Source organism: bacterium (assembly GCA_019637795.1).
In the GTDB taxonomy this organism is placed as follows: domain Bacteria; phylum Desulfobacterota; class Binatia; order HRBIN30; family CADEER01; genus JAHBUY01.
Genome location: JAHBUY010000010.1, coordinates 41,757 through 55,659, shown reverse-complemented (window position 1 = coordinate 55,659; position 13,903 = coordinate 41,757). Strand labels below are relative to the sequence as shown.

Annotated in this window: 12 protein-coding genes; 3 read left to right on the top strand and 9 right to left on the bottom strand. The window is 71.1% G+C overall.

Annotated elements, in window-relative coordinates:
• Nucleotides 1–8 precede the first annotated feature (8 nt).
• On the top strand, nt 9–590 hold the full coding sequence (locus KF840_26425) for a GNAT family N-acetyltransferase (protein ID MBX3028445.1): 582 nt from the start codon (nt 9–11) through the stop codon (nt 588–590).
• An 18-nt stretch (nt 591–608) separates the two neighbouring features.
• On the opposite strand, the gene KF840_26420 is transcribed toward KF840_26425, so the two are convergent.
• The 9 genes from KF840_26420 to KF840_26380 all read right to left on the bottom strand — a co-directional run bounded on the left by KF840_26420 (nt 609) and on the right by KF840_26380 (nt 10,924).
• On the bottom strand, nt 609–3,095 hold the full coding sequence (locus tag KF840_26420) for a BatD family protein (protein ID MBX3028444.1): 2,487 nt from the start codon (nt 3,093–3,095) through the stop codon (nt 609–611).
• Between the two features lie 53 nt (nt 3,096–3,148).
• Nucleotides 3,149–5,185, bottom strand: coding sequence for a VWA domain-containing protein (locus tag KF840_26415; GenBank protein ID MBX3028443.1), 2,037 nt, complete (start codon nt 5,183–5,185; stop codon nt 3,149–3,151).
• Nucleotides 5,186–5,262: 77 nt separating this feature from the next.
• Complete coding sequence (locus KF840_26410; protein ID MBX3028442.1) at nt 5,263–6,255, bottom strand: VWA domain-containing protein; 993 nt, start codon at nt 6,253–6,255, stop codon at nt 5,263–5,265.
• Entirely contained in the window at nt 6,242–7,195 is a 954-nt protein-coding gene (locus KF840_26405) for a hypothetical protein (protein MBX3028441.1), read from the bottom strand. The genes KF840_26410 and KF840_26405 overlap by 14 nt, the downstream gene beginning before the upstream one ends.
• Entirely contained in the window at nt 7,192–8,067 is an 876-nt protein-coding gene (locus tag KF840_26400; protein MBX3028440.1) for a DUF58 domain-containing protein, read from the bottom strand. Before KF840_26400 ends, KF840_26405 begins: the two co-directional genes overlap by 4 nt.
• An 88-nt stretch (nt 8,068–8,155) precedes the next feature.
• On the bottom strand, nt 8,156–9,145 hold the full coding sequence (locus KF840_26395; protein MBX3028439.1) for a MoxR family ATPase: 990 nt from the start codon (nt 9,143–9,145) through the stop codon (nt 8,156–8,158).
• A gap of 133 nt (nt 9,146–9,278) precedes the next feature.
• A complete protein-coding gene (locus KF840_26390; protein ID MBX3028438.1) occupies nt 9,279–9,968 on the bottom strand; it encodes an HAD family hydrolase in 690 nt (229 codons plus the stop codon).
• The gene (locus tag KF840_26385) at nt 9,965–10,486 is read right to left on the bottom strand and encodes a DUF4149 domain-containing protein (protein MBX3028437.1); all 522 of its coding nucleotides are present in this window, start codon (nt 10,484–10,486) and stop codon (nt 9,965–9,967) included. Before KF840_26385 ends, KF840_26390 begins: the two co-directional genes overlap by 4 nt.
• A gap of 12 nt (nt 10,487–10,498) precedes the next feature.
• Nucleotides 10,499–10,924, bottom strand: a complete 426-nt coding sequence (locus tag KF840_26380; protein MBX3028436.1) for a DUF2203 domain-containing protein — start codon at nt 10,922–10,924, stop codon at nt 10,499–10,501.
• A gap of 106 nt (nt 10,925–11,030) precedes the next feature.
• Here KF840_26380 and KF840_26375 point away from each other — a divergent pair, with 106 nt between their 5' ends.
• Nucleotides 11,031–11,477 carry an Hsp20/alpha crystallin family protein gene (locus tag KF840_26375; GenBank protein ID MBX3028435.1) on the top strand — a complete coding sequence of 149 codons (447 nt, stop codon included), beginning with the start codon at nt 11,031–11,033 and terminating at the stop codon, nt 11,475–11,477.
• On the top strand, nt 11,470–13,902 hold the full coding sequence (gene lon, locus KF840_26370) for an endopeptidase La (GenBank protein MBX3028434.1): 2,433 nt from the start codon (nt 11,470–11,472) through the stop codon (nt 13,900–13,902). Before KF840_26375 ends, lon begins: the two co-directional genes overlap by 8 nt.
• Nucleotide 13,903: the final 1 nt, after the last annotated feature.

Here is a 13,903-nt window from a genome sequence, read left to right as displayed (position 1 = left end):
CTGCCGCCATGTGGATCGAGCCGGTCACCCTCGAGGGGCGCGTCGTGCGCCTCGAGCCGCTGACGCCGGCGCACGCGCCGGCGCTGTGGGCCGCCAGCACCGCGGACATCTACCGCTTCAAGCCGTACACGGTGCGCAGCGAGGATGACATGCGGGGCTTCATCGCGCGCCTGGCGCGCGTGCACGCGAACGGCGAGGGCCTCGGCTTCGCGACCGTCGACCGCGCCTCCGGGACGCCGATCGGATCCAGCAGCTACCTCGCCGCCGACCCGACCCACCGTCGCCTGGAGATCGGCGGCACCTGGGTCACCCCCGCCCGGCAACGCACGCCGGTGAACACCGAGGCGAAGTACCTCATGCTCCGCCATGCCTTCGAAGTGCTCGGCTGCCTGCGGGTCGAGTTCAAGACCGACCGCCTGAACGAGACCTCGCGCCGCGCCCTGGAACGGATCGGCGCCGTCGAGGAGGGCATCTTCCGCAACCACATGGTGATGCCCGACGGCCGGATCCGGGACAGCGTGTACTACAGCATCGTCGACCGCGAGTGGCCGGCGGTGAAGGCCGCGCTGCAGGCCTTCCTGGCCCGCTGACGCGCCGGAGCCGCGCCGTCAGTCGACCCGCTCGACGGCGTCGGCCGGAATCCAGCCGCGGCGACCGTCGGCACGGGCGATCAGCAGCCAGCCGTCGCGCTCCTCGCGCACGCTCACGTCGACGCCGGCGGTGACGATGAAGTGCTCGGTGCCGTTGGCGGTCGGCTCGAAGCGCACCGGGGTGTCCCCAGCCGCGACCACCACCGCGGCGCCCGGCCTTTCGACCCAGCCCACGCGCACGACCAGGCTCAGAGCGACGATCCCGGCCAGCACGGCGGCGGCAATGGCCGCGCGCGCCAGCGCCCCCTGTCCCGCCGGCCACAGCAGACGCGCCACCAGCAGGGCCCAGAACCCCCACCACAGCGCCGCGAACATCGTCGCCAGCTCCGCCGTCGTGGCGCGATGGGCGAACGGCGCGAAGACCCGTTGCCAGACCGGCGCGCCGGCCGGCTCGAGGTTCGCCCGTTCACGCGCGAAGGCCAGGTTGGCGCCGACATCGGGATCGCGCGGCAGCAGACGCGCCGCCCGCTCGTAGCTGGCGATGGCGCGGCCGATGTCGCCGCGCTTCATGAAGGCGTTGCCGAGATTGAACTCGAGCGCGCCGCTGTCGACGCCGCCGCCCCGTGCCCGCTGGTAGCTGGCGATCGCCTCGTCGTAACGCCCCGCGGCGTACGCCTCGTTGCCGGCGTAGAACGCCGTCGCCGGCACGTCGTCGGCGCGCGCCGGCGTAGTCAACAGCGCAGCGCCGAGCAGCAGCGCCAGCCAGGCGCCGAGGCGCGCCTCCAGCCGGCGTTCGCGCTCGAGCGCGGCGACGATGCGCTCGGCGGTGTCGACCACGCCATCCGCCGCGGCGCCGGCACCGCCGGCATATCGCGCCTCCTCGGCGAGGGCGAAGAATCGCGCCACCTCGGCGCGCACCGCGTCCGCGACGCCGCCGGCCGCCAATCGCTCGACGACCCGGTCGCGCTCCACCCCGCCCGGAGGCAGATCGAGCTTGGCGGCCAGATAGGCCGTCAGGGCGGCGCTGCTGGCATCGACCCGCTCCCGCCCGCCGAGAAGGCGCGCCGCAGCCAGCGCCCGCTGCGCCTGACGGCCCGCGGCGCGGAAGCGCACCCGGCGCGGGTCCGACGCCAGGCGCTCGCCGCGTCGCACCCACGCCCGGGTGGATGCGAACATCGCCACCGGCAACGCCAGGAGCAACGCCCACCAGGTGCCCGACCCGCCGGCGGCGCGGCGGTGGAAGGTGCCCGGCGCCTCCTTGATGTAGACGATGTCCCGCCCGAGTGGCGCTTCCGCGATCGGCGTCGGCGGCGCCGGCGCGGCCGCGTCCACCACCGCGGCGCGACCGGCCGCCGCCGCCCGCACCTGGATCGGCAGCGGACCGCGGGTGATCGTCTCGTAGGCGCGCGCGTCGGGATCGAAGTAGCTGAAGCGCAGGGCGGGAATCTCGCGGATGTCGACCGAGCTCGGGATCACCACCTGCTCGAAGACGCGGCGATCCTCGCCGTCCTCGTCCTTGACCGCCTGCGGGTCGTAGCGGCGGAATCCGGCGGTCGCCGGCAGCGCCGGCGGGGTGACGCTCGCCGGGTTGCCGGAGCCCCGAACCTCCATGCGCAAGGTGATCGGATCGCCGGCCTGGACCTCCGTCGGCTTGGCGGTCAGATCGAACTGGAAGGTGCCGACGGCGCCGGTGAAATCGGCCGGGCGGCCCTCCTCGGGGAGCGGCAGAACCGTCACCTGCGACGGCTCGGCCTGGATCTCCACCTGTTTCGCGTCGCCGGGCAGGATCTGGTCGAAGAACGAATCGAACCCGCGTCGGTTGCCCAGCACCGTGACCGTCATGGTGGTGCGCAGGTCGATCGGGCCGGCGCGCACCGGCGTCAGGTGGGTGCGCAGCCGGACCGTCGTATAGCGCTTGCCGTCGACGACCTCGGAACCCTGATCCGGTTGGCTGAACTTCTCCACCGTGACGCCGTCGGCGTGGATCACGGGATATTGCAGGTCGCGCACCCGCACCTCGCCGACGTAGAGCGTCAGCAGCACCTCGATGCGCTCGCCCAGGTACACCTCGGAGCGGGTGGGCTGCACCACCAGGCGCAACGACGGATTGCCGGTCGCCGCGCCCGCGGCCTGACGCGTTCCCGCCGGTCGCACCCGCATGCTGATCGGCTTCGTCTGGTAGCGCTGATCCTCGTACCCGATGACGAAGGGACCGAGCGTGTACTGCCCCGGGTCATCGGCGATCATGCGGTAGCGGTGCGTCACCGATGCCGACATGCGACCGTTGACGAACGACACCTGCGTCGACGGCCCGATGTAGTCGGCGCGCATGCCCTTCACCTCGACCACCGGAACGGGCACGTTCTGGGCCCCGTCGACGGAGATCGTCAGCATGAACGGCTCGCCGGCGGCGACGTCGGTGCTCTCCACCGAGGCGCTGACCGAAATCGCCGCCGCCCCGACGCGGGCAGCGACGACGAGCGCCAGCAGCGCGACCCCCGCCATCCCGCTCCACCGCCGCGCCGCGGCTCCCGCGCTGCCGAGCATGCCCATCCTCATCACCAGTCGCGCGAGGGCTCACTGCTGCCGGCAACGCCGAGCGGGCGGTCGATCTCCAACGGGTTGAGCTCCTCGCCGCGCGCCGTGTCGATCACCGCCTGCGCCGCCTGTTGCTCGGGTGAGTTGGGCTCCGCCCCGCCGGCCGCTCCCGCGGCGGCCTCTCCCTGCCCCTGCTCGACCTTGGGTGGCTCGGATTCCTGCTGCCCGCCGCGCGTCTGTGCTTCCGGCTGCGGCTCGGCGGCTTCCTCTTCCCGCTGCTGTTGCTGCCCCTGCTGATCCTGCTGCTGCTGATCCTGCTGCTGATCCGACGCCTGCTGCGGTTGCTGCGGCTGCTCGCTTCCCTGCTCCTGCTGTTGCTGCTGCTCCTGCTGTTGCTGCTCGTTCTGGTCCTGTTGCTGGTTCTGGTCCTGCTGCTGCTTCTCGTCCTGCTGCTTCTGGTCCTGGTCCTGCTGCTGCTGCTGCTGGTCCTGGTCCTGCTGTTGCTGGTCCTGGTCCTGCTGTTGCTGGTCCTGGTCCTGCTGCTGCTCCTCCTGCCGCTTCTTCTCTTCCTCGAGCTTCTTGCGCAGCTCGGCGAGCTTGCGGTTGACCAGCTCGTGATTGAACTTCGCGTCGACGTCGTTCGGATCGGCCACCATGGCGCGCCGGTAATCGACCAGCGCCTGGGTCCAGCTCTTGATCGTCGCCTGCGGGTTGCTGTTCTCCGTGCCGGCGCCCACCTGGTAGTGCGCGTTGCCGGCGTTGTAGGCGGCGCGGGCGACCCAGGTCGTGTCACCGCTGGCCTCCACCTTCTGCAGGGCGCTGATCGCCTCGTCGTACTTGCCCTGCTTGTAGAGCGCCGTCGCCAGATTGAACTGCAGCAGCGGCGAGGCCGGGGCGTCGATCAGGCCCTCGCCGTACTTGCTCGCCGCCTCGTCGTACTTGCCCGCCGCGTAGAGCTGATTGCCGGCGGCGGCGCTGTCGCCCTGCGGGTCGAGGAAGCCGAACAGGAATGGCACACAGAGGGTGACCGCGCCCGCCGCGCGGCGCAAGCGCCGCCGGGCCCCGGCGCGGGGCGAACGGCGCAGCGGCACCAGCCCTTCGATCACCAGCACCAGCAGCGCCAGCGCGAGCGGGATCTGGAACCGCTCCTCGTACTGCCGCTGCAGCGCGCTCGCGACCTCGCGGCGCTCCATCGGCGCGATGTGGTCGCGGAAGACCTGGTCGAGCCCGAGGCTGGGGCCGATGCCGCGCACGTAGGCGCCGCCGGTGGCGAGGGCGACCTCTTTCAGCGTCTCCTCGTCGAGCCGCGACTTCACCACCTGGCCGCTGCGGTCCTTGACGAACCCGCCGTCGCCGAGCGGCAGGAGCTCGCCCTCGTCGGTGCCGATGCCGACCGTGAAGATCTGCACGCCCTGCGCTTTGGCGCGCTCGGCGGCGGCCTTCACGTCGCCCTCGTTGTCCTCGCCATCGGTGATGAGGATGAGCGCCTCGTACTTCCCCTCGCGGGCGTCGAAGCCCTCGAGGCTGGTATCGATGGCGCGCGCCAGGGCGGTGCCGCCGCGCGGGATGATGCCGACCTCGACCGAACGCACGGCGCGCTCGAAGGCGGCGTAGTCCATGGTCAGCGGCGATTCGAGAAACGCCGTGCCGGCGAACGGCACCAACCCGATGCGGTCGCCCTCCAGCAGCGGCACCAGGTCGAGCACCGCCAGTTTGGCGCGCTCGAGCCGATTGGGCTTCACGTCGGTCGCCAGCATGCTGCGCGACGTGTCGATGGCGACGATGATGTCGAGGCCCTGGCGCTTCATCTGCTGCCAGTGGAAGCCCCACTTCGGGCCGGCGAGCGCGATCACCAGGAGCACGAGCGCCGCCACGCGCAACCCGGTGCGCCACGTCCAGCGCCGCCGATCGAGGTCGGGCGTGAGGCGCGCCGCCAGCGGCGCCTCGGCGAACACCGCCAGCGCCGCCGCGCGCCGCCGCAGCAGCACGATCAGCACGACGCCGACGGCGATCACCGCCGGCAGGAGCCAGAACCAGAGCGGAGCGCGCCAGAGCATTCAGCATCGCCTCCCGTGCGTCCGCACGCGCCCCGGCCGGAGACACGCGAGCGATTGCGGCAGGCGGCGAAGCGCCGTCATGGCAGCACCCGCAGCCAGGTCTGGGCCAGGACGGCCTCGCCGGCGAGAAGGAGCAATGCGGCGACGACCATCCAGACGTAGAGCTCGTCGTAGTCCGAGTACTGCAGGCCCTCCTGCGAGGTGGTCTCGAGCTGGTCGATGTCCTCGTAGATGCGGCGCAGGCTGTCGGTGTCGGTGGCGCGGAAGTACTTGCCGCCGGTGGTCTCGGCGATCGCCGTCAACGTGTCCTCGTCGACGTCGACCGGCATGTTGACGTACACCTTGCGGCCGAAGGGATCGACCTGCGGGAAGGGCGCCGTGCCACGGGTCCCGGCGCCGATCGTGTAGACGCGGTACCCGAGCGCCTTGGCGCTCTCCGCCGCGGTGAGCGGCGGCACCTTCCCGGCATTGTTCTGACCGTCGGTGAGCAGGATGACGATCTTGCTCTTCGCCTCGGAGCTCTCGAGGCGCCCGACCGCGGCCGCCAGCGCCGAGCCGATCGCGGTGCCGTCCTCGATCATGCCGATCTGGGCGCGGTCCAGATTGCTCAGCAGCCAGCCGTGGTCGAGGGTCAGCGGCGACTGGGTGTACGGCCGGGCGGCGAAGAGGACGAGGCCGACGCGATCGTTCGGCCGCTTGGCGAGGAATTCGCGCACCACGCGCTTCACCGCCGCCAGGCGGTTGGCGCGCTCGCCGTCGAGCTGGAAATCCTCCGCCAGCATGCTTCCCGACAGGTCGACGGCGAGCATGATGTCGATACCCTCGGCGCGCACCTGGGTCGCGGCCCGCCCGAGTTGCGGTCGCGCCAGGCCGACGATCAACAGGGCGAGGGCCGCCAGCCGCAGCGCCGGCAGCAGCCAGCGCCAGCGGGCGCGTCGGCCCGGTCCCAGCGCGCGCACCGCCTCCACCATCGGATACGCGACGGTGGGCGGCGCGCCGCGCCGGCGGCCGCGCAGCAGCAGCGGCAACGCCAGGAGCAGCAGCAACACCCACGGATCATGCCACTGCACGGGGCTCCTCCGGGACGGTCGAGCGGACGAAATCGCGGCCCGCCGCGAAGGCTCGCTCGGCGTCACCCGCCGTCGGGTGGTGGCGCGCGAACTTGACCAGATCGGCCTCGCCGAGGAAGTGCCCGAGCAGCGCGCGATGGGTCGGCGCCAGTTGCGCGCGCCGCTGCGCCGCCTGGAGGAACTCCTCGGTGGTCATCTCCGGGGCGCGGACGCGAAAGCGCGCCTCGATGTACTCGCGGACGATCGCCGACAACCGGACGTAGAACTCCTCGTAGCGGCCGGCCTCGATCAACCCGGCGGCCTGGAGGTCGGCGAGCGCGTCCAGCGTCACCTCGTGCGGCGGCCGCGGCGGCGCGGCGACGGCGGCAGCGGGCCGGCGCAGCCGGCGGACGACGAAGACGATCAGCGCCAGCGCGGCGAGCAGCGCCGCCGCCAGCCAGAGGAGCGGCGTGTAGTCGCGCGGCCTGGCGACCGGCCCCTTGATGTCGCGGACGGCCGTGGGCGGGGTCGCGCCGGCCGCGTCGAGCAGACTCTGCACCGCAACCACGGCGTCGGGCACCTTCACGAGCTGCCACTCGCCGCCCGCCTCGCGGTAGCGCACCATCGGACCGGGAATGTTCTGGTCGCCGGTCGCGTAGGTGACCAGTTGGTACCACCGCCGCGCCACCGTGCGTCCGCCAGCCACGCGATCCGGCTCCTGCCCGAAGTCGACGACCTGGAGATCGCCGATCGCGGCGCCGATCTGCGGCAGCTCGACCTCGGTCCCGGTCGGCGCGCCGACCTCGATCGTGTAGCGGAACGGCGTGCCGATGGTCAGCACCCGCGCCTCGACGCTCCCCTTGGCGGTGACCGGCGCCGCCGGCTCGCCCTGCGCCCCAGCCGTGGCGAACGCGAACAGCAGCAGCGGTAGCGCGGCCGCGCGCCCGACCACCGACCTCATCGCCGGCGCTCCCGCTGGCGGAAGAACCGCAGCAGCGCCGTGGCGTACGGCTGGTCGGTGCGCACCGTCACCGCGTCGATGTCGAGGCCGCGCAGGAAGCGATCGCGGTCGGCGCGCGCCGCCGCCTGGCGGCGGCTGAACTCGGCGCGCAACCGTGGATCGGCGGTGTCGACGACACAGGACTCGCCGCTCTCGCTGTCCTCGAGCGCCAGCAAGCCGAGATCGGGGAGCTGCAGCTCGCGCGGATCCTCGAGCACGACGGCGATCAGATCGTGCCGCCGATTGGCGACGCGCAGCGGGCGGCGCAGATTGGGCGCCAGGAAATCGGAGAGCACGAAGGCGACGCAGCGGCGCGGCACCACCTTCTCCAGATGGTCGAGGGCGAGCGGGATGTCGGTGCCGCGGCCGACGGGCGCGTGATTGAGGATCTCGCGAATCACCCGCAGCACGTGCCGCGTCCCCTTGCGCGGCGGCACCGCGAGCTCGACGCGATCGGTGAAGATCACCAGCCCGACCTTGTCGTTGTTGGAGATGGCGGAGAAGGCGAGCAGCGCCGCGATCTCGGCGGCGAGCTCCTGCTTGAACTGGCGCACCGAGCCGAAGCGGGTCGAGCCACTGGCGTCGACGAGCAGCATCACCGTCAGCTCGCGCTCCTCCGTGAAGCGCTTGACGTACGGCTCGCCCGTGCGGGCGGTGACGTTCCAGTCGATGGTGCGCACCTCGTCGCCCGGCTGGTACTGGCGCACCTCCGCGAACTCCATGCCGCGGCCCTTGAAGACGCTGTGGTACTCGCCGCCGAAGAGATCGCTGACGAGGTGGCTGGTGCGGATCTGGATCTTCCGGACCGCTTTGAGCTGTTCTCGGGTCAGCATCGGCGTTCGGCGACTGGACGATGGGGGACGGCGGGCGAGGGGCGAGGCGCGTGCGCGGGAACCCCGGAGTGCCGCGCCCGGCGCCCGCTCAGGGAACCGGAACCCCGTCGAAGATGCGCTGCACGATGGCGTCGGCGGTGAGCTCCTCGGCTTCGGCCTCGTAGGAGATGGTGACCCGATGGCGGAGGACGTCGGCCCCGATCGACTTCACGTCCTGCGGCGTCACGTAGCCGCGGCCATTGATGAAGGCATGCGCCTTGGCGGCCAGCGTCAGGTAGAGGGTCGCGCGCGGCGAGGCGCCGTACTGAATGTACGGCGCCAGGTCGAGCTTGAAGGCCTGCGGCTCGCGGGTCGCGACCACCAGGTCGATGACGTACTCCTTCACCTTGTCGTCGAGGTAGATGGCGTCCACCAGGGCGCGCATGCGGACGATGTCGGCGACGGTGGTGACCGGCGTGACGTGCGTGTCCGGCGTGGTGAGCGCCATGCGGTCGAGGATCTGCCGCTCCTCCTCCCGGGTCGGGTAGCCGACCGACAGCTTGAGCATGAAGCGGTCGACCTGCGCCTCCGGCAACGGGTACGTCCCCTCCTGCTCGATCGGGTTCTGGGTGGCGAGCACCAGGAACGGCGACGGCAGCGCGAAGGTCTCGTCGCCGATCGTCACCTGCCGCTCCTGCATCGCCTCGAGCAGGGCGCTCTGGACCTTGGCGGGGGCGCGGTTGATCTCGTCGGCCAGGATCAGGTTGGCGAAGATGGGGCCGCGGCGGGTGGTGAAGACGCCCTCGCGCGGGTTGTAGATCAGCGTCCCGATCAGGTCGGCGGGCAGGAGATCGGGCGTGAACTGGACGCGATGGAAGCTGGCGTCGATCGCCTGCGCCAGGGTCTTCACCGACAGTGTCTTGGCCAGCCCGGGCACGCCCTCGAGCAGGATGTGGCCGTTGGCCAGAAGTCCGATCAACAGGCGGTCGACGACGTAGCGCTGGCCGACGACCACCTTGGCGATCTCCTCGCGCAGGCCGTAGACGAAGCCGGAGGCATCCTGCACCGCCGCCGCAACCGATTGCACGTCTCTGTCCATTGGTCACCCCGTTCGTTTCAACCGCATAGCGTTACCGACGGCCTCCGGGGGGGTCAAGTCGCGATCAGGACAGTCGCACTCTCGATCGCGCGCCGCTCCCCGCTGCGCGCCGCCCGACGGCGTCCGCCATCGCTCACAGGATGCCGGCCAGGGCGCGGAGGTCGGCGATGCGATGCGTCGGCGGCGGGTCGGCGAGGGCATCCGCCGGTCCCAGCCAGGCGACGTCGAGACCGGCGGCCAGGGCCCCGACCACGTCGTCGGCATGGGTGTCGCCGACGTGCAGCGCCTCGTCCGGGGCGACGCCGAGGCGACGCAGCGCCTCGAGGAAGATCGCCGGGTGCGGCTTGCGGCGGCCGAACTCCGCCGAGATGAGCACGGCAGCGAAGTGGCGGGCGATGCCGTGGCGGGCGAGGACGGCGTGCGCCGTCGGGGCGTGGTCGAAGTTCGACACCACCGCCAGGCGGTACCGGCGCCCCAGCGTCTCCAAGAGCTCGGCGTGGCTGCCCGGCATGATGGTGAGGTCGGCGAGATGGCGCATGTGCGCCGCCGAGAGCGCGTCGGCGGCGCGCACGTCGGCGTCGGCCCGCGCCAGGGCGCGGGCGAAGCGCTCGCGCGACGGCACCTCGCGGTGCTCCTCCCCCCGTTCGGCGAGGATCTCCATCGACACCTGGCGCAGGGCGGCGCGGAAGGCGTCGAAGCGCGCCGGATCGGCGACCGCGGCGAAGGGCGCGCGGAGCCAGTCGACCCGCGGGTCCGGTCGGCCGCGAAAATGAACCAGCGTGCCGAAGAGGTCGAAGACGATGGCGCGGTGGCGCACCGTCACCACTGCAGGCCCGAGGCGCGGCGCGGCGGCTTGCGCCGCACCTGCACCCCACCCGCGAGCTGCCCGGCGAGCAGCCCCGCGAGCACCAGGGTGGCGAGCAGGATCCCGCCGTTGATCTGCACGGCGAGCCGGTGGAGCTCGTCGAACTCGGCCTGGACCGCGGCGGGCGTGCCGGGCTGGTGGAGCTGCGGCCGCAGCTCACTGGCGCGGGGCTGGACCGCGATGCCGGCATACACCGACGCGACCAACGCCAGCCCGGCCACGGCGGCGGCCACCAGCCACGGCCCGCCGGCCGGCCGGCTCCATCTGCGCAGCAGCAGCGCGCAGCCGAGCAGCACGGCGCCGCACAGGTGGCCGACCAGGTAGTACGTGGGGAAAACGAGGCCGACGACCGCGCCCGCCTGCTCGATCGGCAGATTGCCGAAGATTTGCGGCGCGACGACGAACGAGAAGAACACGACTTCGCCGAGCCAGACGGCGAGCGCCACGATGTAGAGGAGGAGGATGAGCCAGGGCACGCCGGTGCCCTCCTACTGCAGGAACGAACGCCCGGAGGCGCTGGGGAGCGGCTGGCGGTGCTCGAACCCGCTGTCCAGCGCGTGCCAGTGGGTGATCTCCTTTTCGCCGTACTGCCAGCAGAGGAGGCCGATCTGGCCGTCGATCTCGCTCGGAAAGTCCACCAGGCCGAGCTCCAGGCCCTTGAACTGCGCGCCCAGCTCGTCGATCTCGGCGATGCAGTGCTCGAGCTCCTCGACCAGCGCCCGCAACTCGGGGCGGCGCTCCAGGAGCTGGCTCACCTCGACGTTCAACATCGGCGCGTTGGTCTCGCGCTGCATCGCCTCGATGGCCTGCCGCAGCTCGATACCGCGCCGCTGCATGCGCTCCATGATGAGCTCCAGCCGCGGGATCAGCGCGTTGGCCTCCTCGACCGTGAACAACTGCGGTTCCGTACTCACCAACGCTCTCCCGCTGCCCGACGTGTCGCGGCACACCATGTCAATTTGCGGCCAGGCGGGCAACCGCTGGTTGACGTCCGGTCGGTCGGCATTATGTTCGACGCCCATGGCGTTCCGTCATCCCCGTTGGGAGGCCGCCCCCGTCGGCGATCCCTTCGACGATCTGCTCGACCGTCTGCTCGGCTTCGTCCCACGCTACGGCCTGCAACACGGCTGGCGGCCCAGCATCGACGTCTTCGGCGACGCGACCGGCATCACCGTCATCGCCGAGCTGCCGGGCGTCGAGCAGGAGGACGTCACGGTGACGCTGGAGCAGAACCGCCTGCGCATCGCCGGCACCCGCCGCACGCCCCGGCCGGCGGCGGCCGATCCGCTGCGATTGGAGATGGACGACGGGCCCTTCGAGCGCCTCGTCGCGCTGCCGGCGGAGAGCGACGGCGATGCCATCACGGCGCGGTTGCACCATGGTTTGCTGACCGTGCACGTCCCGCGGCGCGCGGCGCGCCGGGTCGCCGTGCGCGAGATCCCCTGCGGGGAGACGACGCATGAGTGACCAGGAAGAACAGCAGGCGAGCGCGAAGGATCGCGTCTTCGGCTTCGAGGAGGATCTCAGCAGCATCTCCGTCCCGGAGGTCCTGCCGGTGCTGCCGCTGCGCGGCGTGGTCGTCTTTCCGTCGGCGATCGTGCCGCTGCTCATCTCGCGCGGCACCTCGCTCAAGGTCGTCGAACACGCGCTCGCCGGCGACCGCATGCTGGCGCTGGTGACGCAGAAGCGCCCCGAGGACGAGCAGCCGAAGCCGGAGGACCTCTACGTGCGCGGCACCGCGGGCCGCATCCTCAAGATGCTGAAGTACCCCGACCAGAGCGTCCGCATCCTGGTGCAGGGATTGCGGCGCATCGACCTCGACCAGTTCGTCCAGAGCGACCCGTTCTACACCGCCCGCGTCCACGAGCTCAGCGACCTCAGGGAACCCTCGCCCGAGGTCGACGCCATGCAGGCGCACATGGTGAACCTGTTCGCCAAGTTCGTCTCGATGATCCCCTACCTGCCGGACGAGCTGCAGGTGGTGGCGACCAACATCAAGGATCCGGGCAAGGTCACCGACCTCATCGCCGCCAACCTCAACGTCTCGCTCGACGAGAAGCAGGAGCTGCTCACCCAGCTCGACGTGCGCAAGCGCCTCGAGCGGCTGACCAGCATCCTCAATCGCGAGATCGAGCTGCTCGAGCTCGGCCAGAAGATCCAGACCCAGGTCCAGGACGAGCTGAGCAAGAACCAGAAGGACTTCTATCTCCGCCAGCAGATGCGGGCGATCCAGAAGGAGCTCGGCGAGGGCGACCCACGCGATGCGGAGATCGACGAGCTGCGGCAGAAGCTCGAGGCGGCCAACCCGCCGGACGCGGTGCGCAAGGTGGCGGACACCGAGCTCGAGCGCCTGCGCATGATCCCGGTCGAGTCGGCCGAGCACACCGTCGTCCGCACCTACCTGGAGTGGATCGTCAACCTCCCGTGGTCGACCGGAACCGAGGACAACCTCGACATCCATCACGCCCGTCAGGTGCTCGACGAGGACCACTACGACCTCGAGAAGATCAAGGACCGCATCCTCGAGTTCCTCGCGGTGCGCAAGCTGAAGAACGACTCCAAGGGCCCGATCCTCTGCTTCGTCGGCCCGCCGGGCACCGGCAAGACGTCGCTCGGCCGCTCGATCGCCCGCGCGCTGGGGCGCAAGTTCATCCGCATCTCGCTCGGCGGGATGCGCGATGAAGCCGAGATCCGCGGCCATCGCCGCACCTACATCGGCGCCCTGCCCGGCCGCATCATCCAGGGCCTGCGCACCGCCGGCTCCAACAATCCGCTCATCATCTTCGACGAGATCGACAAGCTCGGCGCCGACTTCCGCGGCGATCCGGCGTCGGCGATGCTCGAGGTGCTGGATCCGGAACAGAACAACACCTTCCAGGATCACTACCTCGACGTGCCGGTCGATCTGTCGAAGGTCCTCTTCATCACCACGGCCAACATGCTCGAGCCCATCCCGGGGCCACTGCGCGACCGCATGGAGGTCATCGAGCTGGCGGGCTACACCGATCGCGACAAGCTGCAGATCGCGCGCCGCCATCTCATTCCGAAGCAGACGGCCGAGAACGGCATCTCCGCCGAGCAGATCGTCTTCACCGACGAGGGGCTGCTGTTCCTCATCCACCGCTACACGCGCGAGGCCGGGTTGCGGAACATCGAGCGCGAAATCGGCGCGATCTGCCGCAAGGTCGCCCGCGGCCTCACCGAGGGCAACACCGAGGTGGTGGTAGCGACGCCGGAGAAGGTGCGGGCGCTGCTCGGACCGGAGCGCTACTTCTCCGAGGTCGCCGAGCGGACCGACGAACCCGGCGTCGCCGTCGGGCTGGTATGGACGCCGATGGGCGGTGACATCGTGTTCATCGAAGCCACCAAAATGGCCGGCCGGAAGGGCATGACCGTCACCGGCAACCTGGGCGACGTGATGAAGGAGTCGGCGCAGGCCGCGCTCAGCCACATCCGCTCCCGGGCGGCGCGCCTCGGCATCCCGGCCGACTTCTTCGAGAACATGGATATCCACGTCCACGTGCCCGCCGGCGCCGTGCCGAAGGACGGTCCGTCGGCCGGCGTCACGATCGCCACCGCGCTCACCTCGCTGCTCACTGGGCGGCCGGTCCGCCATGACGTGGCGATGACCGGCGAGATCACGCTGCGCGGCAAGGTGCTGCCGGTCGGCGGCATCAAGGAGAAGGTCCTGGGGGCGCACCGCGCCGGCATCCGGACGGTGATCCTGCCGACGCGCAACGAGAAGGACCTCGAGGACGTACCGCAGGAGGTGCGGTCGGCGATGCAGTTCCACTTCGCCGACACCATCGAGCAGGTGCTCGAGCACGCCCTCGAACCGGCCCGCGACGGCGCCGGAGCCGAACCGCTGCGCGCCGCCCTCGCCCCATCCTGAG